Source organism: Ruegeria sp. CDSB114 (genome assembly GCF_059611025.1).
Window position 1 is genome coordinate 75,780 of sequence record NZ_JBXWOT010000012.1, and the last position, 24,932, is coordinate 100,711.

The 24,932-nt window shown below is 51.4% G+C and carries 20 protein-coding genes; 10 read left to right on the forward strand and 10 right to left on the reverse strand.

Features of this window, described 5'->3' with window-relative positions:
- The first annotated feature begins 196 nt into the window (after nucleotides 1–196).
- Nucleotides 197–1,006 carry a division plane positioning ATPase MipZ gene (locus AC2FIP_RS18885; RefSeq protein ID WP_142639130.1) on the forward strand — a complete coding sequence of 270 codons (810 nt, stop codon included), beginning with the start codon at nucleotides 197–199 and terminating at the stop codon, nucleotides 1,004–1,006.
- Between the two features lie 99 nt (nucleotides 1,007–1,105).
- Here the strand turns inward: AC2FIP_RS18885 and AC2FIP_RS18890 are convergent, their stop codons facing one another.
- The 4 genes from AC2FIP_RS18890 to AC2FIP_RS18905 form a co-directional block, all read right to left on the reverse strand.
- Entirely contained in the window at nucleotides 1,106–1,729 is a 624-nt protein-coding gene (locus tag AC2FIP_RS18890; protein WP_496787692.1) for a putative glycolipid-binding domain-containing protein, read from the reverse strand.
- 72 nt (nucleotides 1,730–1,801) lie between these two features.
- On the reverse strand, nucleotides 1,802–2,425 hold the full coding sequence (locus tag AC2FIP_RS18895; RefSeq protein ID WP_496787694.1) for a class I SAM-dependent methyltransferase: 624 nt from the start codon (nucleotides 2,423–2,425) through the stop codon (nucleotides 1,802–1,804).
- A 37-nt stretch (nucleotides 2,426–2,462) separates the two neighbouring features.
- On the reverse strand, nucleotides 2,463–2,681 hold the full coding sequence (locus AC2FIP_RS18900) for a helix-turn-helix transcriptional regulator (protein WP_425595609.1): 219 nt from the start codon (nucleotides 2,679–2,681) through the stop codon (nucleotides 2,463–2,465).
- 3 nt (nucleotides 2,682–2,684) lie between these two features.
- Nucleotides 2,685–3,134: a hypothetical protein gene (locus AC2FIP_RS18905; RefSeq protein WP_271951474.1), complete on the reverse strand. Its 450-nt coding sequence runs from the start codon at nucleotides 3,132–3,134 to the stop codon at nucleotides 2,685–2,687.
- A gap of 907 nt (nucleotides 3,135–4,041) precedes the next feature.
- Between AC2FIP_RS18905 and AC2FIP_RS18910 the strand changes: the two genes are divergently transcribed.
- From AC2FIP_RS18910 to AC2FIP_RS18920, 3 genes are all read left to right on the forward strand, one after another.
- Entirely contained in the window at nucleotides 4,042–5,649 is a 1,608-nt protein-coding gene (locus AC2FIP_RS18910; RefSeq protein ID WP_496678715.1) for a phosphate ABC transporter substrate-binding/OmpA family protein, read from the forward strand.
- Between the two features lie 76 nt (nucleotides 5,650–5,725).
- A complete protein-coding gene (locus AC2FIP_RS18915; RefSeq protein ID WP_496787695.1) occupies nucleotides 5,726–6,766 on the forward strand; it encodes a hypothetical protein in 1,041 nt (346 codons plus the stop codon).
- Between the two features lie 298 nt (nucleotides 6,767–7,064).
- Nucleotides 7,065–9,341, forward strand: a complete 2,277-nt coding sequence (locus AC2FIP_RS18920; protein ID WP_496787697.1) for a serine/threonine protein kinase — start codon at nucleotides 7,065–7,067, stop codon at nucleotides 9,339–9,341.
- Between the two features lie 404 nt (nucleotides 9,342–9,745).
- On the opposite strand, the gene AC2FIP_RS18925 is transcribed toward AC2FIP_RS18920, so the two are convergent.
- Entirely contained in the window at nucleotides 9,746–10,840 is a 1,095-nt protein-coding gene (locus AC2FIP_RS18925; RefSeq protein WP_496787699.1) for a helix-turn-helix domain-containing protein, read from the reverse strand.
- Between the two features lie 166 nt (nucleotides 10,841–11,006).
- Between AC2FIP_RS18925 and AC2FIP_RS18930 the strand changes: the two genes are divergently transcribed.
- Nucleotides 11,007–11,999 carry an alpha/beta hydrolase family protein gene (locus AC2FIP_RS18930; RefSeq protein WP_496787700.1) on the forward strand — a complete coding sequence of 331 codons (993 nt, stop codon included), beginning with the start codon at nucleotides 11,007–11,009 and terminating at the stop codon, nucleotides 11,997–11,999.
- A 73-nt stretch (nucleotides 12,000–12,072) separates the two neighbouring features.
- Here the strand turns inward: AC2FIP_RS18930 and AC2FIP_RS18935 are convergent, their stop codons facing one another.
- Nucleotides 12,073–13,620 (reverse strand): ankyrin repeat domain-containing protein, encoded by a 1,548-nt coding sequence (locus tag AC2FIP_RS18935; protein WP_496787701.1) that lies wholly within the window; start codon nucleotides 13,618–13,620, stop codon nucleotides 12,073–12,075.
- Nucleotides 13,621–14,573: 953 nt separating this feature from the next.
- Here AC2FIP_RS18935 and AC2FIP_RS18940 point away from each other — a divergent pair.
- The 5 genes from AC2FIP_RS18940 (at nucleotide 14,574) to AC2FIP_RS18960 (ending at nucleotide 19,566) form a co-directional block, all read left to right on the forward strand.
- A complete protein-coding gene (locus AC2FIP_RS18940; RefSeq protein WP_496698147.1) occupies nucleotides 14,574–15,101 on the forward strand; it encodes a roadblock/LC7 domain-containing protein in 528 nt (175 codons plus the stop codon).
- A 111-nt stretch (nucleotides 15,102–15,212) separates the two neighbouring features.
- Nucleotides 15,213–15,890: a response regulator gene (locus tag AC2FIP_RS18945; protein WP_496787703.1), complete on the forward strand. Its 678-nt coding sequence runs from the start codon at nucleotides 15,213–15,215 to the stop codon at nucleotides 15,888–15,890.
- Nucleotides 15,877–17,247, forward strand: a complete 1,371-nt coding sequence (locus AC2FIP_RS18950; RefSeq protein ID WP_496698143.1) for a sensor histidine kinase — start codon at nucleotides 15,877–15,879, stop codon at nucleotides 17,245–17,247. Before AC2FIP_RS18945 ends, AC2FIP_RS18950 begins: the two co-directional genes overlap by 14 nt.
- A 92-nt stretch (nucleotides 17,248–17,339) precedes the next feature.
- Nucleotides 17,340–17,663 carry a hypothetical protein gene (locus AC2FIP_RS18955; protein ID WP_496698141.1) on the forward strand — a complete coding sequence of 108 codons (324 nt, stop codon included), beginning with the start codon at nucleotides 17,340–17,342 and terminating at the stop codon, nucleotides 17,661–17,663.
- 538 nt (nucleotides 17,664–18,201) lie between these two features.
- Nucleotides 18,202–19,566 carry a HAMP domain-containing sensor histidine kinase gene (locus AC2FIP_RS18960; protein WP_496698140.1) on the forward strand — a complete coding sequence of 455 codons (1,365 nt, stop codon included), beginning with the start codon at nucleotides 18,202–18,204 and terminating at the stop codon, nucleotides 19,564–19,566.
- Nucleotides 19,567–19,787: 221 nt separating this feature from the next.
- Here AC2FIP_RS18960 and AC2FIP_RS18965 read toward each other — a convergent pair whose 3' ends face one another.
- The 4 genes from AC2FIP_RS18965 to AC2FIP_RS18980 all read right to left on the reverse strand — a co-directional run bounded on the left by AC2FIP_RS18965 (nucleotide 19,788) and on the right by AC2FIP_RS18980 (nucleotide 24,729).
- Nucleotides 19,788–20,459 (reverse strand): response regulator transcription factor, encoded by a 672-nt coding sequence (locus AC2FIP_RS18965; RefSeq protein ID WP_496692155.1) that lies wholly within the window; start codon nucleotides 20,457–20,459, stop codon nucleotides 19,788–19,790.
- Nucleotides 20,460–20,553: 94 nt separating this feature from the next.
- Nucleotides 20,554–22,137 (reverse strand): sensor histidine kinase, encoded by a 1,584-nt coding sequence (locus tag AC2FIP_RS18970; protein WP_496787708.1) that lies wholly within the window; start codon nucleotides 22,135–22,137, stop codon nucleotides 20,554–20,556.
- A gap of 1 nt (nucleotide 22,138) precedes the next feature.
- On the reverse strand, nucleotides 22,139–23,668 hold the full coding sequence (locus AC2FIP_RS18975) for an ABC transporter transmembrane domain-containing protein (RefSeq protein ID WP_496709597.1): 1,530 nt from the start codon (nucleotides 23,666–23,668) through the stop codon (nucleotides 22,139–22,141).
- On the reverse strand, nucleotides 23,665–24,729 hold the full coding sequence (locus AC2FIP_RS18980) for a hypothetical protein (protein ID WP_496787710.1): 1,065 nt from the start codon (nucleotides 24,727–24,729) through the stop codon (nucleotides 23,665–23,667). Before AC2FIP_RS18980 ends, AC2FIP_RS18975 begins: the two co-directional genes overlap by 4 nt.
- Nucleotides 24,730–24,932: the final 203 nt, after the last annotated feature.

Below are 24,932 nucleotides of genomic sequence, written 5' to 3' on the forward strand. Positions count from 1 at the left end.
CAGTCCTTAAGCCTGGAGATTGAAACATAGTCCTGGCTTTCGCAAGTCAGCGGCCTATGGGCAGGCTGAGATTTCCGCAACACCGCCTTTTTATGCCGCCATACATTGTTTCGGGTTCTTCCCTTCCCGCTTTCCACAACATATAGTGGCCTGCAACAACGTGTACGCAAACACGGTGAGACTTGGGAATACAGGCATGGCACATATTATCGTAGTGGGGAACGAGAAGGGCGGCGCGGGCAAATCGACTGTGTCGATGCATGTGGCCACCGCACTCGCCCGCCTGGGTCACAAGGTCAGCACCCTGGATCTGGACCTGCGGCAACGCAGCTTGGGACGGTATTTCGAGAACCGGAATAGCTTTCTGAAAAGCGCGGACCTGACCCTTCCCAGCCCCCGCCACCATGACCTGCCCGAAATTGACGCAAGCACGCTGAAACCCGGCGAGAACATCTATGACCACCGCCTCTCAGCGGCCGTGTCCGAGCTGGAAAGCGACAGCGATTTCATCCTGATCGACTGCCCCGGCTCTCATACCCGTCTCAGCCAGGTGGCGCATTCGCTGGCTGATACGCTGATCACTCCGCTGAACGACAGTTTTATCGATTTTGACCTGCTGGCACGCATCGATTCAAAGGGTGAGAAAATTCTGGGTCCGTCGGTCTATTCCGAGATGGTCTGGAACGCACGCCAGCTGCGCGCGCAAGCCGGCCTGAAGCCCATCGACTGGGTCGTTGTGCGCAACCGCGTCGGTACCCAACGCATGGTCAACAAGGAAAAGATGCAGCGCGCGATCGAGATGCTGTCGCAGCGCATCGGCTTCCGGGTTGCTTCGGGCTTTTCCGAACGCGTTATTTTCCGTGAGCTGTTCCCGCGCGGGCTGACCCTATTGGACCTCAAGGATATCGGGATCAAACAGCTGAACATTTCGAACATCGCAGCACGTCAGGAATTGCGCGACATGATGAAAGAGCTGAACCTGCCGGGTGTTGAGATCGATTTTTAGAGGCTTTTTACGACGGGTAGACGGACTATAATGCCGCTCACCTGGAAAAACGAAAGTCCGTTTCTGGCTATCGTTTTAGCTTTAGAACGCTTGTTGGGCCTAAGCTATCACTGCTTTCCAAAACTCAGGGTAAACTCGAACGAAACCAAATTCATCGACAGTCAAATTTGCTTCGTATCCACTATTGATCGAAGTGTACCTATAGGTATTCTCGTTCAGCCGCTCATATCGTTGCTTCAGCGGTTTGAATGTCCAGGTTTCATCATCCAACCAAACAGCAGTGAACTCTGCCTGATCTCCAATCCCTAGCTGGAGTCGCTTGATCGCATTCGTGTTCGTGGCCGGTGTAAACCCAAGATCGATGTCGAGCAATTCATCAACAGCATCCACAACTTTGTCATTCGAGGTCCATGTACCATCGTCTTGCTTCACTAAAACAAGATCAACCCTATCTGCCCCAATCCAACGCTGTACGGTGGCGGCGCTACACTCCCATTCGTCATTACAGGTCACGGAATAAGCTATTCTGACGGGAGAATTTTCAACTACGTAGACAGCCATGCCCGAGATTACGCGAGACGTTCCGTTACGGTTAACCGAACAGGCTTCTGTGCCCACGACATCAATCCGTCGCCACATTGTACTTCGCATCATCGCCTCAACCATCGCTATTGCTTTGCTTGCCCCATAGCAGACATTCATGCGTGTTTCAGCATAGGTCAATCAGGGCTCTCTCCAGCCGTTCTCTGCGGCGTGCGTGAACGGCAGGGTCGGTGTTGTCAGATGTCGAACGAACTAACCGCTGTTCCTTGCGATGATGAAAGCAGTCGAACCCGTTTCGGGACGCCACTTTTGTTCAATTTCGAACCCATGAGCTTGCATACGCTCAACAAGGATTTCTTGCGTCAGGGCGCGGATCTTGGGCAATAGGCCGATGGTCCCGAGAGATGGTATGACGAACTTCTCGAGACCTTCCAGGCAGACCGTCGAGCTGAAGAACAGGCCACCTTCCTTCAAGGAACTACGAACACGGTCCAGTGTCGCGTCAAGATCCAGTACCAAGTGCAGGATCGACATAGCCAGTACGGCATCATACTGTTGACCCTTCGCCGGAATAGGCCAGCACTCGAACGCGCTAACTTCAAAGTTGATGTTCTTGCTGCCCTGCGCGTCGGCTTTTTCCCGGGCGATTGAGATCATTTCGGATGAATAGTCGATGGCGTCGATATGGGCGACTTTTGGGGCGTGAATGAGCGCCGTCGTACCGGTGCCACAACCAAATTCCAGGACACGATCTTGGGGGGACAGGTGTCTTGCAGTGATGTCCAGTTTGTATTCATACGCGGCTTGGTTTTGGACCGGACGGCGGGCATAGGATCTCGCCATCAGATTCCAGAACCGGGTGGGTTTGATGAACATATCTAATCCTTTGGTAGGGTGCAGCAGACGCGATGATTTAGCTGGCGTCTTGGATGTCGAAGACTTTTTCGAGGGGCTTGTCGAATACACGAGAAATCAAGATCGCCAGTTCGAGCGTTGGTGAATACTTGGCGTTTTCAATGGCAACGATGGTTTGTCGGGTGACTCCAACCTTTTCGGCGAGTTCTTTTTGCGTCATTTCATCTGCGTCAAAGCGTAGACGTCTAATGTTGTTGGAGATCCTGAGCTTGCCCATGGATCAATACCCCCGCCGATAGCTAGCAAATTTGACAATATCTGCTGACAGGGATCCGAAAGCCATTCCGAAATAGATGATGTTGAAGCCGGTGAGCGCTGATGCGTTGAGAGCCATGGCGACGACAGCTGAGACAAAACCCGCACCCGCGAAGATAATGATGGCGTAGCTGCCACGGCGCTCGAACATCTTGTCACGTTCATCAACGACGAAGCTGGGTTTGGGTTCGTGTGTAACAATCGCAAACCCAATGTTGAACAGTATGGTGCCGATGATGGTGGCCACGACGCCCAAGGGGATCAGCCAGATCACCATGCGGGCCCAGTTGTTTACAGCGTCTGGGCCATCAAACAATCCAGAGGCATTCATATCCAGAAGCCGTGAAACAACAAATGCACTAACGGCGAGGTTCACGAAGATCGAGACGACCGTATTGCGATCTTGGTAGGTCATTTCTGAAATCCCTATTGGACAGTACACTTCTAGTGAGTCGATTATTACTTACATCTTGTATGAAATATTATACCCAATGTCAAAAATAATGTACTTCACTATCGAAGCGTAGTTGCAGCTTGTGCTCGATGATGGGCATCTACCCTTCAACTGGAGTGCTGCGCGTTTGCGACTGGCCCAAAGGTTGTGTCGCCAACTTTTCGAAGACTAGAACCAGCGTTATGCTAGACCCAGTTATCCTGCGATCTCAGCAAACATCCGAAAGCCAGAGGTTGTATTACTAGAGAATTGTTTCTCCGGATCATGTTGACTACCTCAATGCCATCGAGTGTGGCTGAAGCTGATCTAAATGGCTTGACCCCACACATGTGCCGTACGCGTCATTTAAAGTTTGCGACACAACCCCTTCGCTTCAGCAGCGGCAACTTTGGACGATATCGAAGTCCCTCACATAATCCGCAAGGGGCAATTCACACCCGGATTCTGTCCGTTTCGGCAGTTCCCTGAGCTCGCGGCCTAACTCACGAGCGATTGCTGAAACCGCTCGGCAGGTTCAGAACTTTGCAACAGAACCGTTCGAGTGCCCGAAATAGTTAAGAATCACCTGGGTCAAAGGCTGCGAATGCCTGGCAAGAAAGGTATGAGGTTCGTTCTGAGAAATCTCAAGGGAAACCTGAGGCCCTAAAATCACGACTCAATTCGACGTTGAATCGCGTCAGCTTCGGATACAAGCTAAGAAAGAGCGCCAACTGTGGTCAGAATCTGCCTCAAACGTGTCCATAAGTGGGGGGAAGCAAGGCAATTTTATGTATCCCCGCTGCAGCCTTGACTAAACTTCCCGGGTACCGCTACGTCATTAAGAAATTATGAAGGTTGTATCAGTTTTTGCGAAACAACCTTGAGTAAAATGAGAATCAATAATCAGAAGTTTGAGGTTAGGAAAATGTTAAATCGGGTCCTGAAAACTACCTCTGGTGCGTTGATGTTGTCCGTCGCGACCATGGCAAACGCTGAAACTGTTCAATTGAACAGTTTAGACGGCGGAATGACTCTGACCGGAGAGCTAATAGATTTTGATGGCGCCAATTACGAACTCCGAACGGTGGTTGGTACAATCACGGTTGACGCTTTCAAAGTTGAATGCATTGGCGAAGCCTGCCCCAGTCGGAACGAAGGTCCGGTCGAATATGGCATTTCTGGTTCTTCTCGCCTGGTCGATGTCTTATTCGCCGATCTTACGACGCAATTCGGTGAGGAGATTGGCGGCACTGCTTTGCGCTCTGAGGAAGAAGGTGTCGATAAGCTACTGCTCCGTAACGAACTAGGCGAGTTTTTGGCCGAAGTCTCCTTGATGGGTGGTGACTCCGCAGACGGGATCAAACAACTGGTCGATGGAAACTCAGCACTGGCAGTGACCACACGCCCTGCTCAACCCGACGAGCTGGCGAGCGCATCGCAGGCTGGACTCGGGGATATCACCACGAGTGAAAACGAGAAAATTTTTGCGCTGGACGGTCTAGTTGTTATTACATCGCAAAGTAACCAACTGCGGGCAGTCGCCGAACAGGATCTAGCGCGAATATTTTCCGGAGCCATTTCCAACTGGAGCCAGATTGGTGGGCCCGATGCCCCGATCCAGCTTTACATGCGAGTGCCTGAAAGCGGAACTGCGTTGGTTTTCAATGACCTGATCATGAACCCCGTGGGCGCAACATACGCGAGCGATACAAGCTTTTTCGAAACAGACACGGAATTGGCTGCAGCAGTTGCTTCTGATCCGCTTGGTATCGGAATTACCAGCCTCGCAAGTGCTGATGAGGCCAAGGTTCTTGCAATTCGCGGTGTTTGTGGAATTCAGGTTCCAGCGACACCTTTCACCATCAAGACAGAAGAATACCCGCTTAGCCGACGCTTGTATGCATATACCGGCAAAACTGCGCCAGCACAGTTGAACCGCTTCATGCAATTCCTCGAAAGCGAAAAGGCGCAAGAGACAATTGATGCTTCGGGCTTTGTGTCACTTGGTGAATCCCTGCAAGGCCCCAATGAGCAGGGACTACGCTATCTTGGCGCAGTAATGCCAACCGATGCAGAGGTTACCCTGAAACAGTTGCAGGAAATGTCGGCTGAGCTGTCCGGTGCCGACCGTAGTTCTATAACCTTTCGGTTTGCATTCGGATCCTCTCGCCTGGATACGCGGGCACAGGACGACATAAGGCGCCTTGCTTCGTTGCTTGCCAAGGAAGAAACCACAAACAAAGAACTTCTCTTGATCGGATACACAGACTCTGTCGGTGCTGGCGGATCCAACCGGTCACTCAGTCAGCAGCGTGCCAAACAAGTTAGCAATGCGTTGCTACAAGCAGCGCCTACCAACAGCCTGGACGGGTTAACCATCCGAACTCTGGGTTATGGTGAGATCTCGCCGCTAAGTTGCAACGACACTGAGAATGGTCGCCGTATCAACCGCCGAGTGGAAGTCTGGTTGCGAGACGTTGTCACCACATCCCAGTAGCGAAGCGCCAACGCAGCTTCGGAACGGGAATACAACGGTCAGTGACCAAGACGATAATTCAATGGAGTAACGTCGTATGAGAATGCTCGCAGTATTGGCCAATGTTTTCCTACTGCAATTGTCAGGGGCGGCTGTCGCGCAGGAAGACCCATACAAAACCGCAGTAGACAGCTGGCTCAATGGTAGCGAGGCCGTAGGCCTGCAAGGTTTGTCGGAAGCGGCCAGTCAGGGGAACACGTCGGCGCAAATGATCCTTGGTCAGATCGATCGCGATACTGTACCTGGAGGATTTTCCGATTACTTGATCAATCATCAGGCACGAGACCAGCTTCTTCGTGCACCGGATCCCGATAAGGGAACCGTAAACTGGTTGCTTGCTCTGAGCAATCCTGCCCTACAAAAACACGGCGAGGCCATCTTTGGATATCGGGTTGGTCGTCAGCCAATCAGCAATGCGATAGCACTGCAAACTCATGGTGAGATTGAAGGCGCCGAGTATGTACTGTGGAATACACTGAATAACGGCCGTTTTGATCTGATCAATTCCATGCCTTCAGACAACTACGGCCTGTCCGAAGCCGGTTTTCTCAAGTGGATCGAAGCTTATATGGCGCGGGAAAACAAGGCGATCACGATGCGGGCCTTTGTGGAAGAATCCAATCCCAAACGTGTTTCGGGGTTGTTGGGTCTCAAACGACTGGCACGACTGTTGAACCTCAATCAGCATTTTTCCGACGAAGCCAACCAGTTCACGACAGTGATGCTGGGCCGGGGCTCGGACTTGCCTGAAAGTGTCGATTTGGTTCGCTTGAACGAAAGCATTTCCCGCATCAGTGAAACCGATAAATACTTGAACATCGTAAAACGCTACTGCGACTCATGCGAAGGTGAAACAGTAGACTACGATTGCGTGGTTCAGGCTCTGGAAATCATAGGTGGCTACAAGACGCTGATGTCCATCCGCACCCCAGTTGAGGGGTCAATTGACCAGGCTACATTCATGAATTCTAATCGTGCGGTCGAAATCTTCGCGCAGTTGGTAAACAACATGCGCCGCCACTACTCTCGTGGCATTCGATCGTCTTGCATTGCCGCTAATCTGAAAGCCAAGATCTAACATATAGCTAAAACAAGGTTTGATTGAGATTATCACATGTTTGAAGGCGTCGTGAACCTTTGCAAAATAGCTTAACCGTTCAATGGTTCCGGTTCCGGTAAAGCAAAAGTAAAACGTTTGTATGTACTGACTTCCTACGCTGACCAACTTGGATCGAACAGTGTGCATACTGGAAATCACGAAACAAACGGACTCGCGTAAAGAGTGTGTATAACTGAGAAACGTTTTGTGATTGGAAATTGAATATTTCCTGATGTGCAAGGGACGATAACGGACGGGACGAGGCATGGGCAACGTAATGAAACTAGTAACGACTGGTGATGAAGATACGGGTCAGATGATCGGAGCCTCTTCCGCAGACGACCTCCCTGCAGGCGCCCGGTTGTTGCATGGTCAGTACAAAATTGACCACTACCTGAACAGCGGCGGCTTCGGCATTACCTATCTGGCCAATGACAGTCTCAACCGCAAGGTGGTCATCAAAGAGTGTTTTCCAGCCATGTTCGCGCGCCGACAGAATCTGCTGGTGAAGGCTCGTGTGCAAAAACACAAAGAAGATCTTCGCCAGATTGTGCGGCACTTCATCAACGAAGCCCAGCGCCTGGCAACTATGGATCACCCCAATATCGTTGGTGTGCACCAAGTCTTTGAGGACAATGACACCGCCTATATGGCACTGGACTTCGTTGAAGGCCCGGACCTTTTGGACGCTATCGACGACGCTGAAACCCAGCTGGACGAAGCCGATGTCATGTCGATCCTGCGGCAGATTCTGGATGCGGTCGCATTTATGCACAAGCAAGGGATGTTGCATCGGGACATATCGCCTGACAACATTCTGGTCGGACCCAACAAGATACCTGTATTGATTGATTTTGGTGCTGCGCGTGAGCAAAATAGGAAAACAAACCGTGTTTTGTCTGCCTTACGCGCAGTCAAGGATGGCTATTCCCCACAGGAATTTTATGTCACTGACGGCGTGCAAGGACCTTTTAGCGACCTCTATTCCTTGGCGGCAACATTCTATCATGTGATCACCGGAGAGCGCGCGCCAGACAGCCAGACTCGGGTCTCTGCAATTGCCGAGCAAAAGCCCGATCCTTGCAAACCTTTGCAGGGGCGCTTTGATAAGTATGATGACGTCTTTCTCGAAGCGCTCGACAAGGCTCTGTCGGCGATGCCAAAGGATCGCTTTCAAACCGCTGATGAGTGGCTCGAGGCGATAGATCACTTGACCGAACCGACCGCCGTGGAACAGGATGTTAGAGTTGCGGTCTCTTCATCCGGCGGAATCAACCGTGTCGCAATAACCGGCGGGCTGCTGGCATTTGGAGTTGTAGGTGCCGTAGTCGGCGTGCTGGCCATCGGAGCATTTTCACCATCCTCCGAGCCACAAGCAACGCAAGAGGACGTTTTGGCTGCCGAAGCTGAAGCCCGCGCCCAAGCTGAGATCGAAGCAGCGGCGACGGCAGAAGCAATCGCAGATGCCACCGCACGGGTCGCAGAAGCCGAGGCACGACTGGCCCAAGCCGAAGCCCGCGCGCAGGCAGAGACCATAGCGCGTGCTGAGGCCGAAGCCGCAGCTCAGGCAGCGGCTCAGGCCGAAGCCGAAGCCCGCGCCAAAGCGGAAACTGAATCGGAAGCTCGTGCACAGGCTGAGGCCGAAGCGGCTGCCCAGGCAGCTGCCCAAGCCGAAGCCGAAGCACGTGCCAAAGCCGCTGTCGAGGCAGAAGCACGCGCGCAAGCCGAGGTTGAAGCGGCCGCCAAAGCCGCTGCAGAGGCAGAAGCGCGCGCGCAGGCCGAAGTCGAAGCGGCAGCCAAAGCCGCAGCAGAAGCGCAAGCCCGAGCACAGGCTGAGATCGAAGCAGTCGCAATGGCGATGGCAGAGGCAGAATCGCGCGCGCAGGCTAACGATGAAGTTGCTGCTAAAGTGAGCACTGGCGACACAGATCAGGCGAATGTCGAAGCTGATACTACCACTCAAATCGTTCAGGATTTAGGGCCGACTTCAGTGAAATCTGAATGGAAGGTTCTTCTGCCTTTTGTAGCGTCGGCGGATAGTCCCGATACTGTGGAATACGTCGCTAGCGAGGCCCCGGTTTGGGTTCACGCGGGGCTGCGTATTGACTCTGTCAATGGGATTGAAATCAATGATCTGAACTCCATCGCTGCCGTTCTACTTCAAACAGGGGCTACTCCTTCACAAGAGGGAACCATGGATGTGACCATCGGGCTTTCTAACCCAAGAGACGGTGTCGAAGTGCGGGACGTTACTCTGGGTGTCGTACAAGACACGACCTTGTCGAATGGCGTCGTTTTTCAAACTCAATATGCAGAGAATGGAAAATGGGTTACGAGCGTGGTTCATGTCCCAGAAGATGTAGGCCCAGGCACAACTCTGAAACCGAACGACCAGCTGACAGCATATTTTCCGACAGATGAAAATATCGATGGGCAAGATACGATTGCCGATCTACTGCGAGCAGGTTTGAATGACGGCCAGACTGACTTCAAGTTCACGGTCAGAAGAGGCACTTCTTTGTGGCTGGCGGACTTGCACTACGTGGGCAAGTAATAGAGAGATCATGGCTGAACGCAGTGTGCGAGTTGACCACGCCACATTGAATAGGTGGGTTGTGAAATAGCATAACGCTGGTTCTAATACTTCGAAAAGCTTGTGACACAACCGTCGGGGCGTTCGTCACAGACGAAGATAACGAAACCGGTATGTTTCATTTCACCGTATATGGTGAGAGTGAGCCAAAGCTCTCTGAACAAGTCGGTGTTCTGAGCAGCGGAATGCTTACCAGCCTTGCAATGAGCAAGCTATGAGGTTCCATTCGCGATTGGCACGAAGTCCTAGCCTGATGTCGGCACATTCATTCACTGAGATTGTGACTTTGCTAACGCAGCATGAAGGCTGCGCCACGGACGCGGCTTCGAGCCGAGACTACTGTCATTCGATTTGTGACCAAGTATTTACGCCGAGTGTGAATGCTTGGAATTTTGCGGATTATGGTCGTCGAATTGTGGTTTCTCTTTTGAATTTCGAAGTGCGCGGTACTCGATAGGCGTTTGTCCGTAGACCCGTTGGAATGCACGATAGAAGTTGGAGCGTGCCAAAAACCCTGATTGAGTAGCGATGTTGGCAACGCTTTCATTAGTTTCTGCAAGCAACCGGGCCGCATGAGCCAAACGGAACTCGTTCACGTATTGCGACATGTTGGTTCCTTGAGTTCTGTTGACAGCAGACGACACAGTGCGGGCCGGAAGGCTTAAGCGCTTGGCAAGTCGTTGGACAGTTATGTTGGGGTCCAAAAAAAGCTGTTGTTCATCCAACAATGCCTGCAGTCGTTCTAGGACTTTCGCATCTTCAGTATTGGCTACTGGCGCTGCGTATGACACCGCGTCGGCTTTAGAGAACATCACTGGGAGCGTGATTGACGTCGCAAGAAGAAGAAAGATCAACGGAACAGTTCCGTATGAAATCAGCATTGAGGCATTGGCGCCCTTGTAGAATGCAAAGTCGATTGCGATCGCGCTATCCAAAACCAGTACAAAGACAAGAAATCCAATGCCGCGTAAAAGCCAATTGGAAAGCGCCTGGGTGACATCGACCCGTGCTTGACTCAGTGCGTCGGGCCCCTTCCGCCAAAGTAAGAAGAGAGCGACGCAATAATACGAATAGCTGGCACTGATTACCCAATCCATACTTCTCAAGTCGCTGGCCAAGAGCAGATACAACCCAATCAAAATGAAAGGCGCACCTAGGTGCATCATGACGATCTTGGCGACGTCGTGCCTTTCGACAGCCATCGATGCAAAGCTCAGATACAGGAGCGGTCCGAAGAACAAGGGCAAACTGCGTTGCAGCGGGATCAACTCCTCGACTCCATAGCCAAATCGCAGACCGACCAACAGGGATGAGAAGGCGCCCAACCCAAAGAAGGCTGAGAACAACATGTTGGCCAGACGAAAGCCCAGATCCAGCCGCCAAGCCAGCATGGTAAGCACACCGCAAAGAAACGCTGTAGCCAGCGGCAAGGGGAAACTGATCAACCCGGGGCTGTCCATTTGTCCTCTTTCTATCGAGACCTGTCCTCAATCAGGATCAAGGACAGGTATAGGCAGTGCAAAGCATTGTTTCAAATAAACCTACGGCTCAGCTTTGACTTATCTTGAATGATGATCGGAGCTTTCGATGAGACACTCTTCTTACCTTCTTGCAGGATTCTTAGCTATGTTCGCTGCCACGGCATTTGCCCAGCCCTATCGGCCAGCAATGACAGAACTCAATGTCGCCGACGTTGAGGGAGAACGCGATCTGTCCGGATTTATTTGGTATCCAACAGGTGCAACTGGGCCAGAGACTTACGACTTCGAAAGCGAAGTGTGGGTGGGAACGAAAGTGGTGAAAGACGCCGCACCAGCGACGAGCCGGTTTCCACTTGTTGTCTTATCTCATGGTATGTTTGGCAACGCCTACAATCAGGCGTGGCTTGCCGGTGCGTTGGCACGACACGGTTACATTGTGGCCGCCATCAGCCATCCTGGTACATCAACCTGGTCTCGCGACCCCGAGCTGACTCGGCAATTATGGGAGCGGCCAAAGGACATTTCCCGTGTCATTGACCATGCAACCGGTTCGTCTGATTTTGCGAGGTATGTCGATACAGACAGAATCTATATGGCGGGACACTCACTGGGTGGCTTTACGGCTGTTGCCCTTGCCGGCGCGCGGTACGACGCGGCTGGGTTAAATCGGTTTTGCGACACTCAGCCAGACGAACTGGTTTGTGGCATCCTTTCGGGTTGGAAAATCGCGCAAACATCTGAAGATCGCGCTCAGATGGAAGCTGACCTGTCTGATCCTCGGATCAAGGCATTTGCAGTTTTTGATCTTGGCGGAACACAGAGCTTTTCCGAAGCGAGCCTTCGGAAAATTGACCGACCGATGTTGGTCTTTGGGGCACCGATCATGAATTCTGGTCTGACCCTCGACATTGAATCCCGTGCCCTGATTGCCGCGTTACCCACGCAGAATGCACACTATATCGAGCCCGAGACGCTATCGCATTTTGACTTCCTGGGTCGCTGCAAGCCCGGTGGCTACGAACTGCTCGCAAGAGAAGAACCAGGAGACGAAATCATCTGCTCAGATGGTGGCACAGTTCGTGCTGCCAAGCATGAGATGATCATCGACGCTGTTACGGATTTCTTTTCGAATTCATAACCGTGCGGAGGCGGAATGGTATGGTGAATCCGGCCTTCCGCCTTCGCCTCCTGTCATGATCGCATAAACCAGTTTAGGCGACACCACCGTCGACAACTTGCTCGGGATATAGCTCCGCCCAATCTGACAAAAACTCGGATACGGCATCTTGGCTTGCCAGTTCTATGGCACGGCGCGGAAGAGCGACGCCTTCCCGCAATGCTAGACCCAGGCACCGAATATAGTCGCGGTCTAATCGCTGCGGGCAGTTCTCCGACCCATGAATAACTGTGGACAGAAGAGTTCCTCCATAGCCGTTCACATGTGTCAGGTCTGGCTTTAACGACAGAAGGTATTCCATGACGTCTGGCAAGCCCTCCCATCCGGCAACCTGCACCGGTGTCAATCCTTCGGTATCTGGACGGTCATATTCAACTCCTACGGCGACCAGTCGTCGAACGTGATCCAGTTTTCCCGGGATGTGCAATATCATTCGAATGATATTGCTATAAGCGTCAGGTATCTTGTCTGGGTCAAGGTTGCATGGCGGCTGAACGCCATCGGCAACGGCAACGGCACTCAATGTAGTTTCGATTTCACTCAAGGTCGTATCTGCGCCGCGCTCTTCGAGCATCCTCGCCAAACTGACATTTCCAAATACCCGCGCATAAGCATAGGGCGTAGTGTTTTCAAAGGGCCGATTCAGATCGGCTCCATTTTCAAGAAGAAGCTCGACCATATCTGGTGTGGCCATCCTTCGCGCCGCCTGGTGTAGCGCAGGGACGACCCACGGTGCCTCGCCGCCAACATGCGTCCCGTCAAATTCATCTACTTTAGCCCCGTGGTCGAGAAGCATCTGAACCGCCGTTGTGTCATGGAAGTCCATCGCGCGCTGCAATGCGTTTGTCCCCTTCGGGTCGGCGCCATGATCCAGAAGCAGTTGCAATCCCTTATGATGACCCAGCTCGGTTGAGTGATAAAGGCTCTCGCCGTCGTTCGGATTTGCGCCGTTCTCCAGCAGCCATTGCCCAAGAACCATATTGTCCGAATGGCCTATGGCGAAGTAGAGCGGTGATAGCTTGTAGTCGTTGCCATGGTAGACCGGCGCACCAAGATCAACATCAGCACCGGATTCCAAAAGGGCATTTGCGATATCAAGCATGTCATTGGCCAGCCCGGATGCGCGGTGAATCCACTTGGACCGGGCGAGGATCGTCAAAGGCGGCGCCAGATCGCCAATAAGCTCGGTCGCCAGTTTCGGCGTTTGGTTGAGAAATTCCAACACATCCGACTTGCGATAAAGGGCCAGACACAGCCCGAAATCTCCGTCAGCCAGATTGGGCGCGTCGGCCAGAAGTTGATCAACAGCCGTAAAATGACCCTGAGCGAGAGCCAGTTTCAGGCGCTGCCGTTTGGCGGCTTTGTCCATGCCCAGCAGTTCGGCTGCGAACTTTAAGGCAGGCCAGGTCGGAAAACTGTTCTCGCACGCAATTACGTGCAAATAGTCTGAGTGCCTGAGTGCTGTTGCCTCCGGTCGAGGTGGATAGTTTTCGATGCGTTGACGGGCGCGTAATTCGCCTGCTTCATAGTCTTTGCGAAGTGCTTTGGCATCGCGGCGCAATTGGTCCAGGGATTTTGTCATCGGTGTCCTCACTTTTGGCTCGATGGTCCGCTGAATCCGAGCATGAGACATACCGAAATAAGGCTGTCGTATTGTTGATAGAGATGCCGATGACAGCTTTCCGCGGACCTGGAGGCTTTCCCTAGAAGCATTCCTATCATAACCATCCGAAGCAGCACCCGCAAGATTGGCTTGAGTGGATGACACTGATGCGAATGACCGCAAAACGAAGGCCGCGGCGCAGCGACTGACCAGATCGTCGATGTCGGCTCTGGGCCGTAAGATAGGTCGTGGAATCTGGGCTGGGGCTTACGCTGCGCCTGCTCCGAGGTCTTCAGCGAGACCCGAGAAACAGATGCTGCGCTCTGCACGAAGGTCGGTAATGTACACACGGTTGCCAATTAGGAACTGTTGTTCATCTCGTTCTAAACCACGTCGGCGTCTGAATACACGCAGGGTCAGTTAACGAGTCATTTGCGCCCTAGACTTCACTTCACACCAACGAAAAACAAATCCTTACAAATTTTTAAGCTGTCTGAAAGGTCAATTAAAACTCCCGGTATTCTACGGACAGCTTAGTTGATTAGTAACGAGGCGAGGGTCTTATGCTGAGTTCTGTTTTACCCGTTTTGGCTGGCGTTCTTTTTGAAATGGGACATCTGTGGTCGGCATTCTTTCTGGGCCCCGAAAGTGTTTTGGCCTTTTCAACCAACACTGCCCAATACTTAGTCCTTACCTGCATTGCAGCACTGGATTTTTTGCACAGAGGCCGCAATCACTCTCGCAACCTAAGTACATCAGTTCTGAAAGTGACATCTGATCCCAAGTGTCACACCCATCGGAGAACCAACGCCCTCCCTGGTTTGGATGACAGATTAATTGATCAGCTGTTTCTTCATGCCCAAGCAGTTCGAAGTGACAAACATACAGGTCGACATTGTACCTCCACAATCACAGCGAGAATTGGATAGAAAATGTCGAAACCCAAAGGTGACGCCACCTCTGTGCTGGCCAGATTTAACGAAAGATTTGGCCTGATTCAAAGACACGTCATCACCATTCCGCCCGCAAACAACAAAGCCCGTCCGGACAATCGAGCGTTTGGTGCAGGTCAGACCAACTATTCCAAGGCCAAAAAGGAGCCAAACATGTCATTGGACATTTCTAAACTAAGTGAAATCAAAGGTCTTCTGGGGGCGTGCCTCGTCGACAGCGATACCGGTCTTGTTTTAGGCACAGAGGGCGGTTCCAAGTTTGATCTTGATACCGCAGGCGCCGCGAATGTTGAAGTTGTCCGCGCTAAGCTGCAGGCAATCGAAGCTTTGAAACTCAACGATACCATCGAAGACATTCTGATTACACTTGGCAAACAGTTTCATCTGGTTCGCCCACTGGACAAAAACCCAAACATTTTTGTGTATGTCGCGTTGGACAAGAAGGCCGCCAATCTGGGTCTCGCCCGGTTACAAGTGAAGGCTGTTGAGGGAACGCTGAGCCTCTAGTCTGCAACGATATGCCAAATGGACTCAGCCATCTCGTCATGGCTGAGTTCACTAAACGCTGCATTAGGAACTGCGACAAGCGAGTCCAGCGGCATAGTCGGAGGTCTTGAAATGAAAATACTCGTCGCAGAAGACGACAAAAAGACCGCCGACTTTGTCAATTCGGGACTAAGGTCAAACGGTTTCAGCGTGGAGTGGTACGATGATGGTCGGGACGCTCTATCATATTGTTTATACAATGAATGTGACGCAATAATCTTAGATCGTATGTTGCCAGGAGTGGATGGTCTTTCCGTTCTCAAAGCCCTGAGGGCTGCGAAAAAACAGACCCCGGTTCTGTTCCTTACATCAATCGGAGACGTTCAGGACAGAGTCGAAGGCTTGACCGAAGGTGCCGACGACTACTTGGTTAAACCTTTTCATTTTTCAGAACTCCTTGCGCGCTTAAACAGCATCATCAGACGACAACCAACCGGCATTGCTGCAACTGAGCTGCAAGTTCACGATCTTTCAATGGATCTGCTCAGCCGGGTAGTGAAACGGCAAGATATTACAATTGACTTGTTGCCCCGTGAATTTGCGCTGTTGGAAGTTCTGATGCGAAATACAGGGCGGATCGTGACACGCACCATGCTTTTAGAGCAAGTCTGGGACTACAACTTTGATCCAAATTCGACCGTGATCGAAACGTATATCAGTCGTTTGAGGTCGAAGATCGACAAACCCTTTGAGACGCCACTTTTGCACACGTCTCGGAACGTTGGATACAGCCTTCATGGGCCGCGCTAGCATTCTCGCGGGCGTTCCGTTCCGGACAGCTTGTTTCGCCGCATTGATTGTCTGGATCATAACTGCAGTCTTCGGATACGCTGCCTACCTAGCGCTAGAAGACCGGCTCCGCTCTGACCTTGAACAACAAATCCTCGACGAGGAGCTTCTGTTTCACGAGATATTGCTGGACGGTGGGGCAGACGCAGTTCAGCGAGCAATTGAACATTTGAATAGCCCCAATCGAACCGGGCTTCACATAATCGCACTGTTCGACCAGCACGGTTCAGCCCTCGTTGGATCAATCACGAAAGCGCCCGGCGAGATTGGTTGGAACGAGGTTGATCCGGATTTTGTCCAGATCGGTGGAGCATCCCCTGTCTATGTGCTTCACAGTTCTAATTATCTCGGGTATCGCACGGTGGTCGCCCGCAGCCTGACATCGCTTAATCAAGCTTTGACAACGCTATGGGAGGGCTTGTTGCTATTGACGCTCGCTACAACCGCCACTGTTTTGGGCCTTGGTTACTATTTCAGTTCTCAGAGCTTTCGAAAACTCGAGTGGATTGAGCGTACTCTGGATCATGCCATTGAAGAAAACACAGCTATTCGTCTTCCCGTGACGGATACAGGCGACCATTTCGATCGGGTTTTCCAAATTATCAATCGACGTCTCGACTGGAATTCCAGTTTACTCAACAGCACTCAATCAACTGCAGCCACTATCGCTCGCGATTTGAGGGAGCCCTTAACGAACGGGTTCATGGCTTTGCAGCAGGTACACAGCCAAATTGAGTATGGTAGCGACCCGCGACCCAGCCTCGACGAGTTGGAGTGCAGCCTTAAGAACATCAGAACTGTCTTCGACATAATACTCAAAGTGTCACAGATCGAAGCAGGCGGGCATCAAAACGGGTTTAAAACAGTCAATCTTAGTGCGCTCGTTGAGAATGTTGCCGAAGCGTTTTATCCGGTTGCGGTCGACGCAGGCAAGCACATCACGGCAGATTACAATGCCGATACGATTTTGTTACGAGGTGACGAATGCATGCTGAAGCAGCTGCTCGTCAATCTTGTGAACAACTCACTCCGGTATTGCCCTTCGGGATCTTGGATCAAGATTTCTCTAACAGCCAAGTCTGATGCGATTGAACTGGTTGTGGCAGACAATGGGCCTGGGGTTCCGGAACCTCAAATCAGCCAAATTTTTGACGCGTTCTTCCGAGGTGATCACCCAAGAAACGAAGCTAGAAATGGGCTTGGGTTATCGCTTGTGAAGGCCGTAGCGATGCGACACGGCGCAATAATCACCGCAGAAAGCAATGAACCGGGCCTGCGGGTGTGTGTAAGTTTTGGGAAGCCTCCCATTGCGGCCTGAACACAAACTTAAGAACGGCATTTCTCAGAGTTCTCACTGCCACCCGGAACACTCAACTCTAAAAGCACAACCCTTTGATCAGGAAATCAATGATGAAGAATTCAATATTCCTAATGGCACTCTTGCCTGCGACTGTGGCGTTGGCGGACGAAACAGAATTCCAATGCACGTCAGAAACAAACGGAGAAATAATTCAAATTTTTCATGATACCAATCTCTCAGAAGCGCGCCTGATAGTGCAGGATACAGAAGGTATGGCATCTGTCGCACATGGCTTGGACGGTGTGACATTCATCCACATAAAGACTGACGAAGTCTGGACCTTGGCGCTCCATTTTTCAAACATGACTTATGAGTTGTCCACGCATGGCGCTACACCGTTCGAAGATCACGGACATTGCACAAAGGGTGGGTGATCAAAGAGACAGATCGTGACAACCTATCAAAAATGTAAAGTTCATGAAAACCTGTTGGCAAGGTCACGTTGCAGAAGATGTCATCAGGTTTGGAACTGAAACCGATTACTCAACTGAGGAAGCACTCGAACCCTCCTAAAGGGTGTCACCGGTACCGTGAGGACACGGGCCACTCACTCGCAAGCAAGCTTCCCTCAGTCACAACAGCGCGCCCTTCCTCCCCCTCGGAGGGGCGCGCTGTATGTTCATCGAAACCTGCGTTCTTTTGCTTTCTGTTTCAGACAAAGAAATCTTTGTATGTTATGGGTTGAAGGTGACCGGATGTGCTCAATCAAGTGCATTTTGCACAGAGGTTAGGGATTGACCTTTTTTCACTTTACCGGGTCTGAATCACCAGTGGTGCAGCCACTTCAGTCAAATTCCCCATTCTTGCGTCAATATTGCAGCTAAAACCCTCGGATCACACACCGGACCGGCCGAAAAAGGTTTGCTGTTAGCCAAACCAATGGGGTCGCCATATAAATCGGATGAAAGACTAATGAAACGCTCAAACATTGTATCTGGAGCAGCCTTTACCACTGCCTTGTATGCAGCAGTAGTAATACTCCTTTCAGTTACAGCATTGGCCTTTTTGACATTCGAAAGAATTCGTGGCGACTTGCAGCGTGAAATGGATTCGTTATTGATCGATGAGATGCGTTTTATTCAGGAAATTCTGGACGATAACGACAACGATTCTGATGTTGTACAAGCGATCGATGACGCAACTCTATGGTTGCCGTTCGACACCAGTTTGATTGGCCTGTTCGATAGTCAGGGGAAGCGTCTAGCGGGTAACATCGACGAATACCCCTCCTTTAGAGGTTGGGGAGAAATCGAAGACGATGGAATAAATCTGGGCGGTGAAAAACGTATCCATCGGGTTAATGTGCAAACTTACCGTGGATTTGTAATTGTGGTTGGCCGCGATCTTGCATTTGTAAAAAGTACACTGCGTTCGTTGGCCTGGTCCTTGGTCGCAATCGGATTAGGAGCAACACTGTGCACTCTGTTGGTTGGCTACATCACAAGCATAAGAACATATCGCAAACTCGATCAAATGGCGAAGACGCTTAACAAAGTCTCAAGAGGGGAAATCAAAGCGAGACTTTCGGTCGGTAAAAACAATGATCAGATAGACCGGGTTGCACGGCTAATGAACGGCCATCTCGACAAACTGACGGCTTTGATGTCAACGACCCGATCAGCCGCTGCAGCCATTGCGCATGATCTGAAAAACCCGCTCACTCATGCTTATATAGCACTTCAGAAAGCGAAGGATTCTCTACAATCGGAAGGTCGATCCTTAGAACCGATTGACCAAATTCAATCTGAACTCGATCGTCTCAAATGGACCTTCGAAACAGTTTTGAGGATCAACCGTATTGAAGAAGGAGGCGGCCCCAAAGCGTTCAGCTATCTGGATTTAAATAGATTGGGTAGAGAAACAGTTGAAAACATGATTCCACTTGCGGAAGTTAAGGACCAAAGTCTTATTTTTGTGGATAACCAATCAGGGCGTACACTAATCGAAGGTGATGAAGGTATGTTGAAACAGCTCTGTGCAAACCTTCTGCAGAACTCAATTGATCATTGTCCGGATCATTCCAGGATTCTCCTGACTGTTGAACAAGAAGAAAGCACCATTACGCTCTCGGTTATTGACGATGGCCCTGGTGTTCCCGAAAACACACTGGGCAAGCTATTTGTTCCTTTCTATAAGCTAGAAAGTGAACGAACCAGTGTTGGGAATGGATTGGGTTTGGCGCTGGTGAAGGCTATAGCAGATCATCATTCGGCGCTCTTAGCGGCTACAAACAACTCACCTGGGTTGACTGTTTCAATTAAATTCGAAATCGCTTAGCGGCTTTAATTGAGACCTTGGCTCACACAGTTGTAAAGCGTCTTGTTGGCATTGGTCGGCATGCTGAATTCTCTTACACAAAGTGGGCAAGAAAGTTTCTTGAGTGTTTTCTTCTCAAATCCTGAGATCGCTCAAGAGCCGGAGCATAGCTATTCAACCTTGCGCAATACCTAGGCCTCTTTAATGGAGGTACATCTTCGACTGATCCACAAACGAAGTATTCAGCTCATGCGGTAACCGACGTTTCTGAGGGTCACGATCCTCTGACCATCTGCACCGATCTTGCGTCTGAGGCGCCCGACATAGACATCTACAACATTGGTCAATGGATCTTCATTCATTCCCCAAACTGAATTCAGAATCCGCTCTCTTGATAATACGCGCCCAACATTGGTCAAAAACAAAAGGAGAAGGTCGCGCTCTTTCTTCGACAGCTGGATTTCTTGACCTTCGACAGCGACCTGAAGGGATTGCTTGTCAAATGTAAGTGCTCCGCATGTAATCACCGTGTTGCTGAGATTATTTGCATAGCTGTTGGCGCGGCGGTGCAACGCTTCTATCCGAGCGATGAGTTCGTCGAAATCAAAGGGTTTAGGAAGATAGTCGTCTGCACCAATCTTCAATCCTTCTACCCGTTCCTCAGGGCTATCCAAGGCGGTCAACATCAGGATAGGGATCTTTGACTTTCGGGCACGTAGCTTGCGACAAACATCTTGTCCCTGAATTCCCGGCAACATCAGATCCAACAAGATAATATCATAATTGCCGGATGCTACGTGCTCCAAAGCATCTTCCCCGCTTGGTGCATGATCTATGGACCAACCTTCAGCAGACAATCCGCGGCGTATGAAGTCAGCTACGCGTGTTTCGTCCTCGACAAGTAGAATATTCATAGTGTGCCTCAGTTTTCTCTCTGTCTGAAACCTTGTATGGCAAAGCTGCGTGAGGTTTTATGGTTTTGCAATTTGCTTCTGAAACAGACAGGCATTAGCCCGTTTCTCGTCGAACATCGGTTTGTACAATTTTCATTAGGGGTTCTTTGGGCAGCGTTATAATGATTTTCAACCCGCCCTCCTGGCGATCTTGAAGATCAACGGTCCCACCATGGGCTTCGACAATCGATTTAACGACTGGAAGCCCCAGACCGCTTCCCTCGATCCCCTGCCCCGAGGCGTTTGAGCCCCGAAAGAACCGGTCGAATGCCTGGGATTTTTCCGCTGCGCTCAGGCCGGGACCGTCGTCTTCGATTGTAATCGAGCAAGACGCGAGCCCTTCTTCCAGTATTGCGCTGATTGTTGGGCCTCCATATCGTCGTGCATTTTGCAACAACGCGAGTATTGACTGGCGAAGCCGAACCTCATCGACCGAAGCCTTCACCATACATTCTGGGCTTTCGACCTGCACCGGATCAGGGAACATCGCCACGGCATCTCGTACCACTTTTCGTAGATCCGTTTTCTTGCGATCCAGCCTAAGTTGACCCGCCTCGAACCGAGCGACGGTTAGCATGTCATCAACGATTTGATTGGTGTGCTTTGCGGAATCCCGAATACGGGCGAGTGAGTCGGAAGTATCCTCTGACAATGTGTCTGATGTCCTTAAAGTAACGTCGGCCTCTCCAAGGATAATTGCCAGTGGCGTTCGCAACTCGTGACTAATATCGGCCATCAATCGTTTGCGGTTCTCTTCCCCCATTTCAAGTTTGTCGATAAGTTGTTGAAGCTCGAACGTTCTGGCAGCAACCGTTTCTTCAAGTTGCCTCTTTTGCTCGGCGCGACTTGCTTCTCGGGCAGCCAAGCCTTCCGCCATGCTATTCAGAACAGTGCCTAATTCCCTGAATTCACGGCTACCACCAAGATCTACGGGCTTCGAATAATCGGCTCTTCGCAGGCGCCCAACGCCGTCTGCAAGCAACGTAAGTGGTTTTCTGATTTGGCGGTTGAACGATACAAGGGCCACCAGCAACACACCTATGGCCGCAATAACGATCACGTAAACCAATCGTTCATTCCATTCTCGAAAGGCTGCTGCTTCGGCCAAAACTTCTTCAACCTCTTCCACTTCTTCATCAAGCGCGGCCTGAATTTTTTGATCCAGTTCGTCATCAATGTCCCCGTCCAGCAGGGCGGCCAGGCGCTCGATCCGCACAAATGTCTCAATCGGGCTACCAGCCTCTGAAAGGTTCGCGATGGCTGCATTGACAGCTTCTATATCGTCTTCAATCTCATCGAGAAGCTCCAGTTCTTCGAACTCCTCTTCGCCGACCATCTGAATTTCCCGGGCAATGGTCTTTCGGATTGCATCCAAAGTCTGGGCGATTTTCTCCTGCAGCTCTGTCTCGCTGATCCCATCATCCCGATCGCCGATAAGAAGTGCGTCACCGTGTTGCTTGAACAGACGGTATAGGTCCGCCTCAAGCCTCAGATGCAGGCCATATGACTCATGGGCCAAGGAAATTCGGGCATCCCACCATCGGGTTTTTTCGAGACTGTATAGGGTCAGGCCCGCTAACCCACCCAAAAAACCGATCAGTACAGCGGCATAAATCCCAAATAGAGTAGATGAACGCATATCAAATAACCCTTGAATTCTGTTCTAAACTAAGCGGGATGGCGTGTTCGGCCAAAATGATGGTGGCCGACGAAAACTCCTGCAGAGTTTCGAGCAATTCAACCGTGTGATGCCAGCATGACATCCACCTGACTGACGCGATGATGACGACATCAGCTTTGCCGAGAACAGCGCGCACGAGATCCAATTGCAGAGTCTGGAGTGGCAAAAGACCTTTACCGTTCTCCGCCAACCGTTGATCTAGGCCGCGGGGCGCCGCGAGGAGATCGGACAGCCCAAAAACCCGCATAACCGTTGCTATCCTCAGATCGCTCGGTCGTCTCCGACAGCTCAGCGTTGCGGATCGTCGCAAACTTCCCTGAAGTCCAACATGGTTGTCTCCGATAAAGGCGATCTTCGGGGTACTAACTCCCCCACCATAACAGACATCAATGCCATCGTTTGCGTCTAGCCCGGCGATGATACGCGCGAGGCTGTTTGCATGTATATCTGTTAATTTGGAAACTGATCCCGGCGGAGCCACAAATGAGATGGGCTCCTGATCAAGCTCTCCGGCCACCTTGATGGTAATCGGGTCGTTTAGGTTTATTGCAGATCTGGTCACTTCTGGTTCCGAAAGCAGCTTCTCGGCTTTTTCACGGGCGACCCTCCACGCGCAATATTGGTCCCACGCCTCAGCCAGATTTTGTAACGGAAGGGCAATCAACGCCAATACCGACAGGCAAGCTGCAACTGTCGACGGAGCAATGGCGTACCGACTGGCCTGCCAAAGCATCAGCAGAGCGGTTAACGCCACACCCAGCTGCAAGACCGCCTGCAGGCTGGTTGTTCTACCGCGACGTGCCAGCGCATCACTGCGCAAACATGCGCCCTGTTTGTCAAGCTTGCGCAGTTCACGGTCGGTTCGACCCATCTGGTCTAATTCAGGTGCGATAGAAATGCGTTCAATCATGGAAATAGCAATGTTGGCTCGATTTCGACGAAGTTTTTGATGGCGCCGAACGAGATGCCAGGCCAGCAACCCCATTGCGACCAGTGCAACACTCAGCGAGGCGATACCATTGATCGCAAGCATAGGGTCGAGAAAATAGAGAATGGATACCGCGCCAGGGATCACAATCATTGCAGACCATGCATCCGGCAATCCGCGACCAAACCAAAGTCGCGCTGCAGATAAGTCACCGACAAACCTTAGGGACAACGCTCCAACTCGGCGTTTTTCATGTCGGGACTTTGGAAGTCGCGCAATCTGTCGATAAAGCGTCCGGCGCAGTGAAATTGTGTAACTCTGGCCAAGCGCTTCTGCCCGATATCGTGAAAAGAAGAGACATGCTGCTGCGACGGTACCGGAGACCCCCAGTTGCAAGACAGTATTTGTTGCAAGTACATCCCCGGCGTGAAGTGCCGCAAAAGCATCTCGTGTAGCAAACGCTGCGAAAGCAAGCGCAATAGCCTGCACGATTCCACAGGATACCACGAGGACCGCATCAATGATGCGGTCCCTTGTGGCCAGTCTTGGGAGGGGGTTCATGCGGCCACATCTTCGCGGTCGCGTCGCATCAACGGTGCAACATGTTGGGCGATAATCGCTGGCGACCAAAGATCTTCGCGTGTTAAAATTGGGCGGCAGGTTACTTCTGCAGCTTCAGCAGCAGCCAACGGGGAACAACTGACCTTTCCGGATACCGCAAATGGGCTGAGACCCACATTATTTAGAACGGTTACACCGCCCAACGCACTCAGCGCGTCCGGCGCAGCGAATAAAATGCCGTCCAATCGATCCCGAATGCGTGAGGATTGTAAGATTGCCCGTGTTTCCTGCTGGAAGACGCCATCAGCGATCTCGACAACCACGACTTCGGCACCGCGCGACGCTGCAGTTGCAACCAGTGTATCAAATCCGGATTCGATCGCTTCAAATGGCATTCGATACGTGGTCGCCATTCCGACGTCAGTGAAATCAAGAGCTGGCGCGCCCCCATCTTCGAAACTGTTGAAGTCACCAAAGGCCCCGGTTCCGGTGGCTTTGACACCGGCGACGGTATATCCAGAGCGCATCAACCCATGGCCAAGGCTTGATGCGGCTGTAGTTTTTCCTGAATTCATTGAGGCTCCAAAAACACCAATGACCGTTACGCGCTCGTTGGTCGGCATCGATGGTAACGCATAATCTGCCACGTTGATCACCTGACCCTTGGCATTGGTCAAAAGGCCGATTGGCTTTAACCGTGTTGGATCATCCATGCAATCATGCGCGGCGTCTACGCGACCTGCGACGCCGCCACCGGCAACGAGATCGATAAGATCATCATCAATCACCGCGCTGGCAAGAAATTGGTCTGGTGCGTATCGGTCACCCAAGCATAGAACAACGTAATCGCCTGGGTAACTGACAGAGGCGCGACGTTCCGCTAATTGGATTTTCTTGTGATGACCAATCTCGGCGATCTCACAGAGGATAAGATCCCCTGCCTTTGCAGTATCCAACTGCGCGGAAAGTCCATGTACATCAGACCGGTCAACTCTGCGGGTTGTAAACGCCCATTTTGCGATTTCGCAGGCAATATGCGAGGTTTGGGGAAACTGTGTCATGCATTGCTCCGTAACTGGCTGTTCAGTGAAATCGTTTTGCCAAAGTGATGTGAGAACATTTGCAAAGTGGAATGAAGGATTGGCATGCAAACGAATGAACGGCAAATGAACACTTTTCAGGGTCCTCGTTTCTGTCTCAAAGCAATCTGATGCTAGTTCGATCTCCGGTTTGTCCTTGCGGACAGTCACTTAGAGTGCGCAAA

Excerpts from the sequence above, each read along its gene's own strand:
- AC2FIP_RS18940 (WP_496698147.1), top strand. The coding sequence starts at position 14,574 with ATGTCGAAACCCAAAGGTGACGCCACCTCTGTGCTGGCCAGATTTAAC.
- AC2FIP_RS18930 (WP_496787700.1), top strand. The coding sequence starts at position 11,007 with ATGTTCGCTGCCACGGCATTTGCCCAGCCCTATCGGCCAGCAATGACA.
- AC2FIP_RS18905 (WP_271951474.1), bottom strand. The coding sequence starts at position 3,134 with ATGACCTACCAAGATCGCAATACGGTCGTCTCGATCTTCGTGAACCTC.
- AC2FIP_RS18885 (WP_142639130.1), top strand. The coding sequence starts at position 197 with ATGGCACATATTATCGTAGTGGGGAACGAGAAGGGCGGCGCGGGCAAA.
- AC2FIP_RS18975 (WP_496709597.1), bottom strand. The coding sequence starts at position 23,668 with ATGAACCCCCTCCCAAGACTGGCCACAAGGGACCGCATCATTGATGCG.
- AC2FIP_RS18915 (WP_496787695.1), top strand. The coding sequence starts at position 5,726 with ATGAGAATGCTCGCAGTATTGGCCAATGTTTTCCTACTGCAATTGTCA.
- AC2FIP_RS18980 (WP_496787710.1), bottom strand. The coding sequence starts at position 24,729 with ATGACACAGTTTCCCCAAACCTCGCATATTGCCTGCGAAATCGCAAAA.
- AC2FIP_RS18960 (WP_496698140.1), top strand. The coding sequence starts at position 18,202 with ATGAAACGCTCAAACATTGTATCTGGAGCAGCCTTTACCACTGCCTTG.
- AC2FIP_RS18950 (WP_496698143.1), top strand. The coding sequence starts at position 15,877 with ATGGGCCGCGCTAGCATTCTCGCGGGCGTTCCGTTCCGGACAGCTTGT.
- AC2FIP_RS18900 (WP_425595609.1), bottom strand. The coding sequence starts at position 2,681 with ATGGGCAAGCTCAGGATCTCCAACAACATTAGACGTCTACGCTTTGAC.
- AC2FIP_RS18965 (WP_496692155.1), bottom strand. The coding sequence starts at position 20,459 with ATGAATATTCTACTTGTCGAGGACGAAACACGCGTAGCTGACTTCATA.
- AC2FIP_RS18935 (WP_496787701.1), bottom strand. The coding sequence starts at position 13,620 with ATGACAAAATCCCTGGACCAATTGCGCCGCGATGCCAAAGCACTTCGC.
- AC2FIP_RS18970 (WP_496787708.1), bottom strand. The coding sequence starts at position 22,137 with ATGCGTTCATCTACTCTATTTGGGATTTATGCCGCTGTACTGATCGGT.
- AC2FIP_RS18945 (WP_496787703.1), top strand. The coding sequence starts at position 15,213 with ATGAAAATACTCGTCGCAGAAGACGACAAAAAGACCGCCGACTTTGTC.
- AC2FIP_RS18895 (WP_496787694.1), bottom strand. The coding sequence starts at position 2,425 with ATGTTCATCAAACCCACCCGGTTCTGGAATCTGATGGCGAGATCCTAT.
- AC2FIP_RS18925 (WP_496787699.1), bottom strand. The coding sequence starts at position 10,840 with ATGGACAGCCCCGGGTTGATCAGTTTCCCCTTGCCGCTGGCTACAGCG.
- AC2FIP_RS18910 (WP_496678715.1), top strand. The coding sequence starts at position 4,042 with ATGAGAATCAATAATCAGAAGTTTGAGGTTAGGAAAATGTTAAATCGG.
- AC2FIP_RS18920 (WP_496787697.1), top strand. The coding sequence starts at position 7,065 with ATGAAACTAGTAACGACTGGTGATGAAGATACGGGTCAGATGATCGGA.
- AC2FIP_RS18955 (WP_496698141.1), top strand. The coding sequence starts at position 17,340 with ATGAAGAATTCAATATTCCTAATGGCACTCTTGCCTGCGACTGTGGCG.